The organism is Flavobacterium columnare NBRC 100251 = ATCC 23463 (genome assembly GCF_002530675.1).
Lineage (GTDB): Bacteria > Bacteroidota > Bacteroidia > Flavobacteriales > Flavobacteriaceae > Flavobacterium > Flavobacterium columnare.
The window spans coordinates 1-16,660 of record NZ_PCMX01000077.1; the positions used below are offsets into that span (position 1 = coordinate 1).

Annotated in this window: 16 protein-coding genes; 10 read left to right on the top strand and 6 right to left on the bottom strand. The window is 32.8% G+C overall.

Translation table 11 applies throughout. The annotated features are described in order from the left end of the window. Positions 1–218 precede the first annotated feature (218 nt). Positions 219–896, bottom strand: coding sequence for a TrmH family RNA methyltransferase (locus B0A78_RS10590; RefSeq protein WP_014165281.1), 678 nt, complete (start codon positions 894–896; stop codon positions 219–221). Positions 897–1,008: 112 nt separating this feature from the next. Between B0A78_RS10590 and B0A78_RS10595 the strand changes: the two genes are divergently transcribed. Continuing rightward, positions 1,009–1,692 (top strand): SIR2 family NAD-dependent protein deacylase, encoded by a 684-nt coding sequence (locus B0A78_RS10595; RefSeq protein ID WP_014165280.1) that lies wholly within the window; start codon positions 1,009–1,011, stop codon positions 1,690–1,692. A 16-nt stretch (positions 1,693–1,708) separates the two neighbouring features. Here B0A78_RS10595 and B0A78_RS10600 read toward each other — a convergent pair whose 3' ends face one another. The 5 genes from B0A78_RS10600 to B0A78_RS10620 all read right to left on the bottom strand — a co-directional run bounded on the left by B0A78_RS10600 (position 1,709) and on the right by B0A78_RS10620 (position 6,765). Then, a complete protein-coding gene (locus tag B0A78_RS10600) occupies positions 1,709–2,647 on the bottom strand; it encodes an NAD(P)H-dependent flavin oxidoreductase (RefSeq protein ID WP_014165279.1) in 939 nt (312 codons plus the stop codon). A 5-nt stretch (positions 2,648–2,652) separates the two neighbouring features. Beyond that, positions 2,653–4,266: a S8 family serine peptidase gene (locus tag B0A78_RS10605; protein ID WP_014165278.1), complete on the bottom strand. Its 1,614-nt coding sequence runs from the start codon at positions 4,264–4,266 to the stop codon at positions 2,653–2,655. A gap of 50 nt (positions 4,267–4,316) precedes the next feature. Further along, positions 4,317–5,504, bottom strand: coding sequence for a tRNA 2-thiouridine(34) synthase MnmA (mnmA, locus tag B0A78_RS10610; protein WP_065213519.1), 1,188 nt, complete (start codon positions 5,502–5,504; stop codon positions 4,317–4,319). A 28-nt stretch (positions 5,505–5,532) separates the two neighbouring features. Next, on the bottom strand, positions 5,533–6,255 hold the full coding sequence (locus tag B0A78_RS10615) for a toxin-antitoxin system YwqK family antitoxin (RefSeq protein ID WP_014165276.1): 723 nt from the start codon (positions 6,253–6,255) through the stop codon (positions 5,533–5,535). A 228-nt stretch (positions 6,256–6,483) separates the two neighbouring features. Then, positions 6,484–6,765, bottom strand: a complete 282-nt coding sequence (locus tag B0A78_RS10620) for a putative quinol monooxygenase (RefSeq protein WP_014165275.1) — start codon at positions 6,763–6,765, stop codon at positions 6,484–6,486. 158 nt (positions 6,766–6,923) lie between these two features. Between B0A78_RS10620 and B0A78_RS10625 the strand changes: the two genes are divergently transcribed. The 9 genes from B0A78_RS10625 to B0A78_RS10665 all read left to right on the top strand — a co-directional run. After that, positions 6,924–7,367: a MarR family winged helix-turn-helix transcriptional regulator gene (locus tag B0A78_RS10625; protein WP_014165274.1), complete on the top strand. Its 444-nt coding sequence runs from the start codon at positions 6,924–6,926 to the stop codon at positions 7,365–7,367. 7 nt (positions 7,368–7,374) lie between these two features. Next, a complete protein-coding gene (locus tag B0A78_RS10630) occupies positions 7,375–9,765 on the top strand; it encodes a 3-hydroxyacyl-CoA dehydrogenase/enoyl-CoA hydratase family protein (RefSeq protein ID WP_014165273.1) in 2,391 nt (796 codons plus the stop codon). A gap of 93 nt (positions 9,766–9,858) precedes the next feature. Then, positions 9,859–11,043, top strand: coding sequence for an acetyl-CoA C-acyltransferase (locus B0A78_RS10635; protein ID WP_014165272.1), 1,185 nt, complete (start codon positions 9,859–9,861; stop codon positions 11,041–11,043). A 35-nt stretch (positions 11,044–11,078) separates the two neighbouring features. After that, complete coding sequence (locus tag B0A78_RS10640; RefSeq protein ID WP_065213518.1) at positions 11,079–11,432, top strand: four helix bundle protein; 354 nt, start codon at positions 11,079–11,081, stop codon at positions 11,430–11,432. Between the two features lie 37 nt (positions 11,433–11,469). Next, a complete protein-coding gene (locus B0A78_RS10645; protein WP_065213517.1) occupies positions 11,470–13,266 on the top strand; it encodes an acyl-CoA dehydrogenase family protein in 1,797 nt (598 codons plus the stop codon). A gap of 741 nt (positions 13,267–14,007) precedes the next feature. Continuing rightward, positions 14,008–14,529 carry a superoxide dismutase family protein gene (locus tag B0A78_RS10650; protein ID WP_014165269.1) on the top strand — a complete coding sequence of 174 codons (522 nt, stop codon included), beginning with the start codon at positions 14,008–14,010 and terminating at the stop codon, positions 14,527–14,529. A 602-nt stretch (positions 14,530–15,131) separates the two neighbouring features. Beyond that, positions 15,132–15,752 carry a Crp/Fnr family transcriptional regulator gene (locus B0A78_RS10655; RefSeq protein WP_225556146.1) on the top strand — a complete coding sequence of 207 codons (621 nt, stop codon included), beginning with the start codon at positions 15,132–15,134 and terminating at the stop codon, positions 15,750–15,752. Between the two features lie 85 nt (positions 15,753–15,837). Further along, entirely contained in the window at positions 15,838–16,428 is a 591-nt protein-coding gene (locus B0A78_RS10660) for a peroxiredoxin-like family protein (protein ID WP_065213516.1), read from the top strand. Positions 16,429–16,432: 4 nt separating this feature from the next. Continuing rightward, a partial coding sequence (locus B0A78_RS10665; protein WP_249030958.1) for a thioredoxin domain-containing protein occupies positions 16,433–16,660 on the top strand: 228 nt, incomplete at its 3' end.

Consider the following 16,660-nt stretch of genomic DNA (forward strand, 5'->3'; position numbering starts at 1 on the left):
TTCGTATGTATTGTATACAAAAGTAATTCAAAATTTTTATCTTATACCAAAAAAGTTGTTTTTAAAAGTCTAAAAAAGACTTTTTTAAGCTCTTTAAATCTGTTTTTATTTTAGTTGATATAACAATTCAAATGCAGGGTTAACATTGCTTAATTACAAACCGTCACACAGTTATTTTATTTTAAAATTTCATACATCTAAAAACAATAAAGCTAGAATTATTTCACTTTAATCTGTTCAAAGTATCTTTCAGTAATAAAATCAATATCTTTAATAGATTTACGGGTCCAATCAATTCTTTTTTCTAAAAATTCTAGATCTGTTAAACCCCAATTTACATTAGAATGACGTAGCCTGTTAGTTAGACTTTGTATAATAATAGCTGCTGATACTGAAATATTCAAACTTTCGGTAAACCCAACCATAGGAATTTTTAAAAATCCATCTGCGTTTTTTATAACTTCATCAGATATTCCTAATCTTTCAGTACCAAAATAAATTGCCGATGGTTTAGAAATATCAAAATCTTCTAACATACTGTCTTTTTCATGCGGAGTGGTTGCTATAATCTGATAGCCTCTGGTTCGTAGATTATTAATACAATCTTGATTATTAGAAAAACGTTTAATATCTACCCATTTTTCTGCCCCAAGAGCAATTTCCTTATCAATTTTTTTTCCAAAACGCTGTTCTACTACATTTAACTCTTGAATCCCAAAAACCTCACAACTTCTCATAACAGCACTGGTATTATGCAACTGATAAACATCTTCACAAACTACTGTAAAGTGTTTGGTTCTGTTAGCCAAAACTTTTTTAAACCCTTCTTTCCTGTTTTTTGTTATAAATGTTTCTAGATATTCTAAATATTTTTCATCATGAAATAAAGATTGCATTGTAAATGTTTTTAATTATCTTGGCAAAAATAATTAAAGTTATGGATGTTTTTATGAACTCCCTTTATATAACAATACCCATTTTTTAATAATCTTAAAATTACCCACATAAATGAAAAAAAAACTAGTTATTTTAACAGGTGCTGGCATGAGTGCTGAAAGTGGCATTAGCACCTTTAGAGATTCTAATGGATTATGGGAAAACCATGATATTAAAGAAGTTGCTTCCCCTGAAGGATGGCGAAAAAATCCTGCTCTGGTTTTAGATTTTTATAATAAACGGAGAGCTCAACTTAAGGAAGTTACCCCCAATAGAGGCCATGAGATAATAGCAGAATTAGAACAAAAATTTGATGTACAAATCATAACACAAAATGTAGACAATTTGCATGAGCGAGCTGGCAGTTCAAAAATACTACATTTACATGGCGAATTAACAAAAGTGAGAAGCACTGAAAATAGTGATTACATAATTAATTGGTCAGAGGATTTACATATAGGTGATATGGCTCCAGACGGATCACAATTAAGACCTCATATTGTTTGGTTTGGTGAAGCTGTTCCTGGTATAAACCAAGCAATTCCTATGCTAGAAAAAGCAGATATTTTAATTATCATAGGGACTTCTCTACAAGTGTATCCTGCGGCAGGGCTTATGCACTACACAAGAACTGATACGCCTATTTATTATATAGATCCTAAACCTGCAAGTGTAAACAATTTGCCAAATCCTATTGAAATAATTCCTTTGAGTGCTAGTGAAGGGATGAAAAATTTAGTAGAAAGAGGGATTTAACCCTCTTTCTAACTTTTTATAAAGCATAGATTTCGTTCTTAGCCAATTCAAATTCTTTAAGTAATTCATCTATAATTTCTTGAACAGGCTTTATCGTATCTATTAATCCTGCTATTTGACCAATTTCTAACTCTCCTTCTTCTAACTCTCCTTCAAACATACCACGTTTTGCTCTGGCACGTCCTAATAACGTTTGTAACTCGTCAACTGACGGGCACTTGGTATATAACTCTTGTAAATCGTTATAAAATTTATTTTTAATTAAGCGTACAGGTGCTAATTCTTTTAAAGTAAGTTGTGTTCCTCCTTCTTCTGTAGCAACTATAGTTTCCTTAAAATTTTGGTGCGCTGAACTTTCTATAGAAGCTGCAAATCGTGACCCCATTTGTACCGCATCTGCACCTAAAACCATAGCCGCTAACATACCTCTGCCTGTAGCTATTCCTCCTGCTGCTATTATGGGAATATTTATTTGTTTTCTAACCATGGGGATTAGAGTAAAGGTGGTTGATTCTTCACGCCCGTTATGTCCTCCTGCTTCAAATCCTTCTGCCACAATAGCATCTACTCCTGCTTCTTGTGCTTTTAATGCAAATTTCGTACTACTTACAACGTGTACAACTACAATTCCTTTTTCTTTTAAAAAAGAAGTCCAAGTTTTAGGATTTCCAGCGGAAGTAAAAACTATTTTTACTCCTTCTTCTACAATTATTTGCATTATCTCTTCAATATTTGGATAAAGCATTGGTACATTTACGCCAAAAGGTTTATCAGTAGCTTTTTTACATTTTTGGATATGTTCTCGTAAAACATCAGGATACATAGATCCTGCACCTATTAATCCTAAACCGCCAGCATTACTTACAGCACTAGCTAGTTTATATCCTGAATTCCAAATCATTCCTCCTTGAATAATTGGATATTTAATATCGAAAAGTGATGTTATTGCATTCAAAATATTTAATTTTTAATTAATTTACCTTGTATTTTTTTAACAGAATCAGCTATTATATAATAATAAACTCCTGCATTCAAATGACTTACATTAATTTCCTCAACTGTATTAGTCAATATCTTTTGAGTTACCAATTGTCTCAGATTATTATAAATCCTTAATTCTGAATTAATACTATCTAAAGGAATCTCACAAGTAATTGCATCAGTGGTTGGATTAGGATATACTTTTATTGGATTCAATTCAAATTCTTTTATACTTAATACATTATTTAAAGCAGTCTGAAAATTTGGTATTCCGTAACCATAATCAGTATCTGGTAACGTAAATCGATCTGCTGATGTTCTAACTAATTGTACAATTTCTGTATTTTTTTTGGTTGGAAAAGCAGACCAAAAAGATGTAATGGCACCAGCTAAAATGGGTCCTGAAAAAGAAGTCCCATTTTCTGTTATAATGGCACCTGTTGGAGTAGCAATAACTGAAGCTGTTCCCATAGCCATTAAATCCGGTTTAATACGATTGTCTGCTGTGGGACCTATTGAGCTAAAACTTGATCTTATTCGTGTAGAAGTAACAGCTCCCACGGTAAGCGCAGCTCTAGCATCAGCAGGAGTTCCTATATGAGGTTCTTCTTTTCCTCCTTCATTTCCTGCTGAAATTACACAAATCATACCTTTAGAAAATGCTATATCAACAGCTCTTGACGCAACGGATGTTTGCCCATTCATATTCTGATATGAGAAACTATGAGCTCTATTATCAAAACTAAAATACCCTAAAGAAGAATTAATAACATCTACTCCCAAACGATCTGCTTCTTCTGCTGCCTCTACCCAATTAGACAATTCTATTACCTCTTCAGTAGCAACATCTTCTGTTATAAACAAATAATAACTTGCATCGGGTGCCGTTCCCACTAAGTTTGTTGTATTAGCTCCCATTGTAGATAATACGTTTGTTCCATGCGAATCGCCCTTGTAAAAATCATTCGAATCTTTTACAAAGTCATAACCTCCTAAGATTAAATTTTTATTACGTAAACTTGCAAACGGAGTGGCTGTATTTACACCTGGAAAACCAGCATCTAAAATAGCTATGATTTTTCCTGTTCCTGTATAATTTTGTTCATGCAAAAAATGCGCGTTCAACATTTGAATTTGAGTAGCTGAATTACCATAAGCATAATTAACTCTTACAGCACTTCGTTCAGACCATTTATCAACAAAAGGCATATTACCTTGATCCCTCATTTTGGCATTTAACGAATGATTGGCATACTGAATATGATCTACAAAAGAACGATCAGCAAGAGCCTCTATATTGGCTTGTGCTCCTTTTACATGTACATAATTTAACCATTTTGATTTTGCTAAAACAGTAATTCCTGTAGCTGTCATTATTTCATCTACATAAGGTTGATGAATCGGTACATCTGTAATATCCAAAGCTATCCCTTGGAAATTTCTCCTATCCAACGATCGTTGTCTTAACTCTAATAATGGATTTGAAAAAAAAACAGCTGCATTAGGTTTGTCTTTAAAAAACACCCACGCCTCTTCTTGAGCTAAAAGAAAATTAGAAATTAAGAGAATTATTCCAAATAATTTTGCTTTCATATATTTGTGTACTTTTCTTTTCAAATATACACAAAAAAGGCTTAAAGAACTTAAGCTATTACCCCAGAACCTATAAGTTCTTCCCCTATGTGCCAAGATACAAATTGTCCTTGGGTTATAGCTGACATAGGCTCTTCAAATTCTACATACATTCCTGAATCAAACTGGTGCAACGTGGCATTTTTTAATTCTTGTCGATAACGAATACGCGCTTTTATTTGCATCTTCTGACCTGTTTTTAGAGTTAAATCGGTTCGAATCCAATGAATTTCTTCTTTAGCAACAAATAATGCTTTTTTGAATAAACCTGGATGTGTATTCCCTTGACCTGTATAGATGGAGTTGCTATGTATATCTGTTGCTATTATAAATAAAGGTTCTTTAGTTCCTCCAATATTAAGTCCTTTTCGCTGACCAATAGTATAATAATGAGCTCCTTGGTGTTTGCCTACAAGCTTACCCATTTGTGGTGTATATTGGATATTGGACGCTTCAAACTTTAATTTTTCTTCTTCTGTACTAAATTCAGGTTTAGGCGTACTATATATCTTATTTGTAGCATCTATTTCGTATATAAGACCTTCTTTAGGCTGTAATTGTTGTTGTAAAAATTCAGGTAAACGAACTTTTCCTATGAAACATAATCCTTGTGAATCTTTTTTCTCAGCTGTAATTAGTTCCATTTTAGCTGCTATTTCACGTACTTGAGGCTTTGTTAATTCCCCAATAGGAAATAATGCTTTTGATAATTGTTCTTGGGATAATTGACATAGGAAATAGGACTGATCTTTGTTATTATCTACACCCGCCAATAATTGGTAAATGGTTTGTCCTTCTACTTGAATTTCTGATTTACGGCAGTAATGTCCTGTTGCCACATAATCAGCACCTAAAGACATTGCTATTTTAAGAAAAACATCAAATTTAATTTCTCGATTACACAAAACATCAGGATTAGGGGTACGCCCTTTTTCATATTCAGCAAACATATAATCTACAATTTTTTCTTTGTATTGCTCACTTAAATCTACTGTTTGAAAAGGAATTCCTAATTTTTGTGCAACCAACAAGGCATCATTACTATCTTCTAACCAAGGGCATTCGTTTGAAATAGTTACTGAGTCATCATGCCAGTTTTTCATAAATAAGCCTATCACATCATACCCTTGCTCTTTTAATAAATAAGCGGCTACACTTGAATCTACTCCTCCTGATAAACCTACAACAACTCTTTTCATTTATTCCTATTTTAGCCCACAAAGATAATTATTTCTTTTTAACCAATGAAGGCTTCTTATAACCGTTAATAGTATCCGTATTTATTTCTTTTATTAAATTTTTATTGGCATCAAAATATTTCCAAAGTCCTTTTTTCTTTCCTTCTTTGTATTGCCCTTGAATTAAAATCACGCCATTATCTTCAAAAACCTTATAATCACCATGCATAAAACCTTGTACAAAAACGGCTTCTTCCTTTAGAGTCCCTGCTTTAGAATATATTTTAGAAACTCCATCTTTAACTCCATTTTTATACATTACTTCCTCAGCCAACATACCGTCTGTAAAAAAGACTTTTTTAATTCCTTCCACCCTATCATCTACATAGTTCTCGGTACACATAATTGCTTTTAATCCTTTATGATAATATTTCCATACCCCTTGACGCAATTTATTTACAACCTTACCTTCACTTACTTTTAATCCATTTTCATCAAAAAAAATAGTATGAGCCCCCCCTTTACCATCAAATTCCCGCGTAGCTTTTAAAATTTTTTTATCAGTATCAGCATAATATTTAAACACTCCAACCTCTACTCCATTTTTAAAATTGCCTTCGTAACGAATCCTATTCGATTGCTCATAATATCCTTTCCAAAAACCCATACGCTCTCCCTTAGTATTACTCTGATTTTCCAATTCCTTCTTAATCTGGGAAAAAACACTAAATGAGCTTAAACACAAAACAATAAATAACCTATGTATTTTCATCTTTCTACTTTAAAAACAAAACTCAAAAGTATTGGTTTTATTTCGTAAACAAAAAATAAAACTCATATTAATAATATAAAATGTGTAACTCTGTTCTGGTCAACTCTTATGAAAACGTTTTAATAAAAAATTAAAACCTGCCCTCTGATATAACAATTATATAATCTGGATAAACAAACAAGTAAAAGGCTTTACAATGATTATTTTATTAACCATAAAGTACCCATATCAAGAATACCACTTCACAATAGGATCTTCTTTTAAAATAGGAGTTAACTTTCTTATAAATTCTTTGTAATAATCTGTATTTACATGAATTTCAAAAGCTTCAGAATCTACAAACTCTTCAATAAAAATAAAGCTAGATTGATCATTGTACTCGTTATATAAAGTATATGAAACGTTGCCTTTTTCTCTTCTGGTGTTTTCTATCATTATTTTAGCCATTTCTAAAAAAAGCGATACGTATTGATTTTCTACTTTTATCTTAACAGTTAAATTTTTATTCATAATCTACAATTCTATTTTAAACTACTATAAATTGAAACTTATTTCTTCAAACAAATTTATTCCTTTTTATCATTAAAAATCACAAAAAACGATAGGAAAAAGAAAAAATAATATGCGTGCATATTATTTTTTTCGTATATTTGGATTTTAGAATCTAAATGAAAGATAAAACAATAGATTATTTACTTAGAACAACTTGGCAAGCCGTTTCTAGAATGTATAATGAAGAAGGATCTAAATATGAGGGTTCTATGGCAATTGGTTTTGCCCTTTTGAGCATAGACAAAGAAGAAGGTACTCCTTCTACCAGTGTAAGTACCCGTATGGGAATGGAAGCCACTAGTTTAACTAGAACCTTGAAATCATTGGAAGAAAAAGGATTAATTGAAAGAAAACCAAATCCTAAAGATGGAAGAGGCGTTTTGATTTATCTTACTAAAGAAGGAAAATTAAAACGAGAACTATCTAAACAAACTGTTCTTAGATTTAATGAAGTCATCAAACAACATATCAATGAAGAAAAATTAATGCACTTCATAGAGGTCACAGAAAAAATAAATGAATTAATACAAGATAAAAAAATATTCAATCAACCAGAGTAATTACAAAATGAAGAGAACAATTAAAAAAGTTGCTGTAGTTGGTTCAGGGATTATGGGTTCAGGGATTGCCTGCCATTTTGCAAATATTGGAGTCGAAGTTTTACTCCTTGACATTGTACCCCGTGAACTTACAGAAGCAGAACAAAAAAAAGGTTTAACGCTAGAAAACAAAGTAGTTAGAAACCGAATTGTAAATGATAGTTTAACAAACGCGTTAAAATCTAAACCTTCACCAATTTATCACACAAAATTTGCTGATCGTATTTCAACAGGAAATTTAACCGATGATATTGCAAAAATAAAAGAAGCAGATTGGATTATAGAAGTAGTCGTTGAAAGATTAGATATTAAAAAATCTGTTTTCGAACAAATTGACACACACAGAAAACCTGGAACATTAATAACTTCAAATACTTCAGGTATTCCTATTCATTTTATGAGCGAGGGTCGTAGCGAAGATTTCCAAAAACATTTCTGCGGTACACACTTCTTTAATCCAGCTCGTTATTTGAAATTATTTGAAATTATTCCTGGTCCACAAACTTCTTCGGATGTTTTGGATTTCTTGAATAATTATGGCGAACAATTCTTAGGAAAAACTTCGGTAGTTGCTAAAGACACCCCTGCTTTCATTGGAAACCGTATTGGTATTTTCGGAATCATGAGTTTATTCCACCAAGTGAAAGAATTAGGGCTTACTATTGAAGAAGTAGATAAATTAACAGGTCCTGTAATTGGTCGTCCAAAATCGGCTACTTTCCGCACGGTAGACGTAGTAGGTTTAGATACATTAGTACACGTAGCTAATGGTATTTACGAAAACTGCCCTAACGACGAAGCTCACGAATTGTTCAAACTACCTGAATTCATCAACAAAATGATGGAAAACAAATGGTTAGGAAGCAAAACAAAACAAGGGTTCTACAAAAAAGAAGGTAAAGATATCCTTTCTTTAGATTTAGATACATTAGAATACCGTGCCAACAAAAAAGCGTCATTTGCTACTTTAGAAATGACCAAAACTATCGAAAAACCTATCGATAGATTCAAAGTATTAGTTAAAGGAAAAGACAAAGCAGGTGATTTTTACCGTAAAAACTTCTCAGCGATGTTTGCTTATGTTTCTAACCGTGTTCCTGAAATTACAGACGACTTCTATAAAATTGACGATGCTATGAAAGCAGGTTTCGGTTGGGAAAATGGACCATTCGAAATTTGGGACGCAATAGGCGTTCAAAAAGGTATCGAAATGATGCAAGCAGAAGGCTATACGCCTGCTTCTTGGGTAACTGACATGGTTGCGTCTGGAAACACTTCTTTTTATAGTGTAAAAGAAGGAGCTACTCAATATTACAATACGGCATCAAAATCGCAAGTTAAAGTTCCTGGTCAAGACGCCTTTATCATCTTAAACAACATTAGAGAATCTAAAAAAGTTTGGGGTAATGCTGATTGTACCGTTCATAATATTGGTGATGGTATCCTAAACTTAGAGTTCCACTCTAAAATGAACTCTATTGGTGGTGGTGTTTTACAAGGAATCAACAAAGCTATTGATTTAGCTGAAAAAGAATACAACGGATTAGTAATTGGAAATCAAGGCGCTAATTTTTCTGTTGGAGCCAATATCGGAATGATTTTCATGATGGCGGTAGAGCAAGAATACGACGAGTTAAATATGGCCATCAAAATGTTCCAAGACACGATGATGCGCGCGCGTTACTCTTCTATTCCAGTGATTGCTGCACCACACGGAATGACTTTAGGTGGTGGTTGTGAACTTTCTATGCATGCGGATAAAATTGTTGCTGCTGCTGAAACATACATCGGTTTAGTTGAATTTGGTGTAGGTGTAATCCCTGGCGGTGGTGGTTCCAAAGAAATGGCATTACGCGCAGCGGATACCTTCCGTAAAAATGATGTGGAATTAAACGTTTTACAAGAATATTTCTTAACTGTAGGTATGGCAAAAGTGGCAACTTCTGCTTATGAAGCTTACGACTTAGGTATTTTACAAAAAGGTAAAGATGTGGTCGTGGTAAACAAAGACCGTCAAATTGCCGAAGCCAAAAAACATGCCTTGTTAATGGCTGAAGCAGGATACACACAACCGGTACGTCGTAAAGACATTAAAGTATTAGGAAAACAAGCTTTAGGTATGTTCCTTGTGGGTACAGACCAAATGGTTGCGGGACAATACATTTCGGAACACGACCAAAAAATCGCAAACAAATTAGCTTACGTAATGGCGGGTGGTGATTTATCAGAACCAACTTTAGTAACAGAGCAATACTTGTTAGATTTAGAAAGAGAAGCTTTCTTATCGCTTTGTACCGAAAGAAAAACATTGGAGCGTATCCAGTTTATGTTAACTAAAGGGAAACCACTTCGTAATTAATATTTTAAATTATAAATGTTGAATTTTAAATGAAACATAAATAATTTGAAAAACAACAAATAATTTAAAATTTATAATTCAAAATTCAAAATAATGAGTAAAACAGCATATATAGTAAAAGGATATAGAACAGCAGTAGGTAAAGCACCGAAAGGACTGTTCCGTTTTAAACGTCCAGATGAATTGGCCGCTGAAACCATCGAGCACATGATGGCTGAATTACCTAACTTCGACAAGTCAAGAATTGACGATGTAATGGTGGGTAATGCGATGCCTGAGGCGGAACAAGGACTAAACATGGGGCGTTTAATCTCTTTAATGGGATTAAAAGTAACTGACGTTCCTGGAGTAACTGTAAACCGTTACTGTGCTTCTGGTTTAGAAACCATTGGTATGGCTACTGCAAAAATCCAAGCAGGTATGGCACATTGTATCATTGCTGGTGGTGCCGAGAGCATGAGTTATATTCCAATGGGAGGTTATAAACCAACTCCTGATTATAAAGTAGCAGCAGCCGGTAACGAAGATTACTACTGGGGTATGGGATTAACTGCTGAAGCTGTAGCAAAACAATTTAATATTTCACGTGCAGACCAAGATGAATTTGCTTATCAGTCGCATATAAAAGCATTGAAAGCACAAGCAGAAGGTAAATTTGATGCTCAAATCGCGCCTATCACCGTAGAACAAACATTCATCAACGAAGCTGGTAAAAAAGAAACAAAATCGTATGTAGTTACTAAAGACGAAGGACCACGTGCGGGTACTTCTGTTGAAGCACTTTCAGGATTAAAGCCTGTATTTGCTGCAGATGGTTCAGTAACTGCGGGTAACTCATCACAAATGAGTGACGGTGCCGCTTTCGTACTGATTATGAGCGAAGAAATGGTGAAAGAATTAAATTTAGAACCTATTGCACGTTTGGTAAACTTCGCTTCTTCAGGTGTTGAACCAAGAATTATGGGTATCGGTCCTGTAAAAGCAATTCCAAAAGCGGTACAACAAGCCGGTTTAAAAATTTCTGATATCGAATTATTCGAGTTAAATGAAGCTTTTGCTGCACAATCCTTAGCTGTTATCCGCGAGTTAGACTTAAATCCAGAAATCATCAACGTAAATGGAGGTGCCATCGCTTTAGGTCACCCACTAGGTTGTACAGGAGCTAAACTTTCAGTTCAATTATTTGACGAAATGAAGCGTCGTGGTAACAAATACGGTATGGTAACCATGTGTGTGGGTACTGGACAAGGTACGGCGGGGATTTTTGAGCTATTATAAATGATGGATTTTAAATTTTAAATTTTAAATGAATTATGAAGAACGATAATATAATTGCTATCAAAACATTTGAATTTGCACTATCTATTATCAATCTAACAATTCAACTTAAAAAAGAAAACGAGTTCATTATTTCAAAACAGTTAATGCGAAGTGCTACAAGTATAGGTACAAATGTTGAAGAAGCTATAGCTGCTCAATCTAAAAAAGACTTTATAAGTAAAATGTCAATCGCTTCAAAAGAAGCCAGAGAGACTAAATACTGGTTGAGACTTTTAGATAAATCAGAAATAACCAAAATTAATATTGAAAATTATTTAACTGAAATTGAGCATATCATAAACATAATAACCAAAATTGTAAAAACTTCTCAGGAAAGTATAAACTAATTTAAAATTTATAATTCAACATTTAAAATAATAACAAATGGAAGATATTACAAGAGGCGGACAGTTTTTAGTAAAAGAAACGAAATGCGAAAATATATTTACTCCTGAGGATTTCTCAGAAGAACAAATCATGATGCGTGATTCTATCAAAGAATTCGTAGACAAAGAATTATGGGCTCAAAAACCGCGTTTTGAGAAAAAAGACTACGCTTACACAGAAGAATGTATGCGTAAAGCGGGTGAACTTGGTTTCTTAGGCGTAGCGGTTCCTGAAGCTTACGGCGGTTTAGGCATGGGCTTCGTATCTACCATGTTAACTTGTGACTATATTTCTGGCGCTACTGGTTCTTTCTCTACAGCTTTCGGAGCGCACACAGGTATTGGTACTATGCCAATCACTTTATACGGTACAGAAGAACAAAGATTAAAATATGTTCCAAAATTAGCATCGGGTGAATGGTTTGGAGCTTACTGTTTAACAGAACCTGGAGCAGGTTCAGACGCTAATTCTGGTAAAACAAAAGCAGAATTATCGGCAGATGGTAAATCATACAAAATCAACGGTCAGAAAATGTGGATTTCTAACGCTGGTTTCTGTAACGTAATGATTGTTTTTGCTCGTATTGAAGATGACAAAAACATCACGGGTTTCATCGTAGAGTATGACCCAGCAAATCCTAATGGAATTACTTTAGGAGAAGAAGAACACAAATTAGGTATTCGTTCGTCTTCTACACGTCAAGTATTCTTCAACGATACAATTGTTCCTGTAGAAAATATGTTAGCAGGACGCGGTGAAGGTTTCAAAATTGCAATGAATGCGTTGAACGTAGGTCGTATCAAGTTAGCAGCTGCTTGTTTAGATGCTCAACGTCGTACGATTACAGAAGCCGTAAAATATGCTAATGAACGTATCCAATTTAAAACCCCAATTGCAAACTTTGGCGCTATTCAAGCTAAATTAGCTAACATGGCAACTAACGCTTATGTGGATGAAGCAGCATCGTACCGTGCCGCTAAAGATATCGAAACAAGAATTGAATTACGTGAAGCAGCGGGTAACACCCACCAAGAAGCGGAATTAAAAGGAGTGGAAGAATTTGCAATCGAATGTTCTATCCTTAAAGTAGCGGTTTCAGAAGACGTTCAAAGCTGTACGGACGAAGGTATTCAAATTTTTGGAGGTATGGGATTCTCTGAAGAAACCCCAATGGAATCGGCTTGGAGAGATGCTCGTATTGCTCGTATCTATGAAGGAACGAACGAAATTAACCGTATGTTATCAGTAGGTATGTTAGTGAAAAAAGCCATGAAAGGTCAAGTGGATTTATTAGGTCCTGCTATGAAAGTGGCTGAAGAATTAATGGGTATTCCTGATTTCAATACTCCTGATTACACGGAATTATTTGCAGAAGAAAAAGAATTAATCGGTAAATTGAAAAAAGCGTTCTTAATGGTGGCAGGATCTGCTGTACAAAAATTTGGTCCAGATTTAGAAAAACACCAACAATTATTAATGTGTGCTTCTGATATGTTAATCGAGATTTACATGGCAGAATCAGGAATTTTACGTACAGAAAAATTAGCGAAAGCTAAAGGAGCTGAAAATGTAAAAGAACAAATTGCTATGGCGCAATTGTACTTATACCAAGCGGTAGATATCGTTTCTCAAAAAGGAAAAGAGGGCATTGTTTCTTTTGCTGATGGCGATGAACAACGTATGATGTTAATGGGATTACGTCGTTTTACAAAATATACCAATATGCCAAATGTAGTAGCTTTACGCGAGACAATTACTGCTAAAATGATTGCAGAAAATGGATATTGTTATTAAGCCTTTAAATTTTAATTAGTTTGGTTAAAAAGGTCACTATTTAATAAATATAGTGGCCTTTTTTATAAATAAAATAGGCAAAAAAATTAAAAATATTCTTTTTATTACCCCGTATTAAGCATTAGAAATTGTTCACAGATCAAAAAGACTTTGAATCTAAAAAAATAATCCTTTTTTCCTCAATGTAGCAAAACTACATCTACGAGAAAAAATTCCCGTACATTTTTATCTTCTTTCTCCTTTTTATTTTCATCACAAAGGCTAACGCATAATCTGGATTAAATCTAAATTCTAGACTAGACTCCTATTTATAAATAGGTTTTGAAAAACAAGAAAGATCCCCGCTTTTTATTGATTTACAAAATCTGAAAAAAAAGCACAATTAAAAAAGGAGTTTCTTCTCTTTTTAGAATATAATTTTTTAAAGAAGAAATACAAATAAAATTACTAAACATAAAAACAATCATCCTAAATAGATCAGAGGAGGAGTAAATGCTATACAATCTCAACTAGATTTAAGCTCTTATTCAATAAAAAAAGATTCATTTGAAGGCGAAAAATCACATTCATTTTTTCTTTAACTTATATTTATATAAATTTTAACTATTGCAAATGATCAAATCATTGATTCTATATTTTAAATTTGCAATATAGTCTACTTCTATATATCTAAATAGAATATCTATCAAAAAAAGGATTAAAAAATACTTTTAAATTTTAATCTAAAACATTTTTAAAATAATGAAGAAAAAAATCGTATCTAGCTTTTTTATTTTGGCATTATATGCTAACTGTCAAAGCTCACATGTCATCAAAAATGAAATTAAAGTCGCACTTAGTTCAAAAAGTGATAGCCAAGTAAGCGGAACGGCTACCTTTTCAGAGAAAAATGGCATCATAACAATGGTAGCTAATATAAGCGGATTAGCTCCTGGAGAACACGCTATTCATTTACATGAGAAAGCAGATTGTTCTGCTCCTGACGGAACTTCAACAGGAGGTCACTGGAATCCTACTTTTAAAAAACATGGTAAATGGGGACAAGCTGAATATCACAGAGGTGATATTGGAAACTTTATCGCGGATGAGAAAGGCAATGCTGTAGTTACATTTTCAACTAATGAATGGTGCATTGGTTGTGATGATCCAACAAGAGATATAATAGGAAAAGGTTTAATCGTACATAAAGGTGTAGATGATTTTACGACTCAACCAACAGGTAATGCTGGAGGCAGGATTGCTTGTGCAGGTCTCTTAAAATAATTCTAATTCCTGACAGACTTTAAATCTGTTGGGGATTTTTTTAACCCCTCTCTGTAATTATTTAGTAAAAGAACTTCAATACTCTTCTTTTTTCTTAAACTTTTCTATATTTCATAATACGTTATAAATTGTAGCTTACTGAATTTACTTTTCTTACTACCAATAAAAATTATTAATATCAAGTATTTTGAATATAAAACTACTATCTACATACCTTTGGGAAATAAACTTTTTAAGAAATGAATTTCCTCTTCATTTGAAACACTACAACCTTATTTACCCTTAGATGACGCATTAGAAATTTATTACAGACAAAAGGCCTTTGAATCAAAAAAAGTAATTCCTTTTTTACCCTCAATGTAGCAAAACTATATCTGCTAGAAATAATTTCCGTATATTTTATACTCTTTGTCCTTTTAATATTCATCACAAAAGTTAACACATAATCTGGGTTTAATTCAGATAAGTATAAACACAAAATTTTGTTAAGTCCTTCCCTTTATTAATCCAATTTATTACTTTTAGCATTCAATCTAACATTTATGTATGAAGAATTAAAATATTGGTATCTAAGGGATCATAAACTTTTTAAAACCTTAAGTATGTCGCAACTCAAACAGTTGTGCATTATTGTTGGTTTTAAAAAAGCAAAAAAAGGTGAAATCATTTATTTTTCTGATTCTGAAATGCCTCGTGTTTTTTTATTAAAAAAAGGGAGAATAAAAATTGTAGCTATAGATCAAGAAGGCAATGAAACCTTAAAAGATATAATTCAGAAAGGAGATCTTTTTGGTGAGTTAACTTTAGAACCCGACAAAACCTCTAATGAACTGGCTATAGCACTTACAGAAGAAGTTTCAATATGTAGTTTTTTATTATCTGATTTTGAAAACTTAATGCTTAAACATCCTGATTTAGCATTGAACTATATGAAATTTGTAGGTCTTAAGCTAAAACGAATTAAAAACAACTATTCAAATCTTATGTCAAAAGATGCTAAAACACGTCTTAAAGCATTTTTATTAGATTGGTGTGAAAGAGAAGGTAAAAATGAAAGAAATAGTGTGACTTTAGAAAATTATTTAACTCAAACAGATATTGCGCAAATTATTTGTACTTCCAGACCCACGGCTACCAAATTACTAATAGAACTAGAAGAGCAGGGAATTATTCAATATACTCGAAAAGAAATAATTATTCCAAATATCCATCTTTTGGAATAATTTTAAGGCTTTTGTAAACTACCTTACAAAATACATTTTCTAGTCCTCTTAATTTTACACTATAACAATAAAATAAAAGAGAATTATGAAAAATGTATTTTTTTATTTACTTTTTTTGCCTTTAACAATTTTGGGGCAAAAACATCTAGCACCTTCTTCTTCTGAAATTAGCCCTATACTGATAGGAGAAACGCTACCTAATACGCAAATTCAAAAAATAGATAGCAGTTTTGTTTCTACTCATTCTATTACTAACAAAAAGAAAACGGTATTAATTGTATACCGCGGTGGGTGGTGTCCTTATTGCAATGTTCATTTAAGCAATATAGCATCTGTAGAAAATGATATCATCAAATTAGGCTATCAAATAATTGCTGTCAGCCCTGATTCTCCTAGTTCCCTAGTAAAAACTTCTGAAAAGGATAAATTAAAATACACTCTGTATTCTGATAGCAAAGGGGAGTTACTAACTGCCATGGGAATTACATACGAAGCTCCTTTAACTTATAAACCTATCATTAGTAAAGGTTCTAATAATGTTAACAAAAATTTCTTACCTGTATCTTCTTTGTTCGTAATTAATGAAGATAATAAAGTTGTTTTTGAATATATAGCTCCCGACTATAAACATCGTATTTCTGATAAATTATTATTAACCGTATTAAAAAATTTATAACAACATGAGACTCCCTATCACAATTGCTATACTATTAATTAGTATTTCTTTTTTTGGACAAACTTCCAAAAATTTAAAAACAAATAAGCAAGAAAAAATAAAATTAGAAAAATTAACGATTGAAAAATACAATCAATTGGTTTCTCAAGATTCTATCATCATAGTTGATTTTAATGCTAAATGGTGCGGTCCTTGCAAAAAATTAGCTCCTATTTTAGAAAAAGTTTCTAAA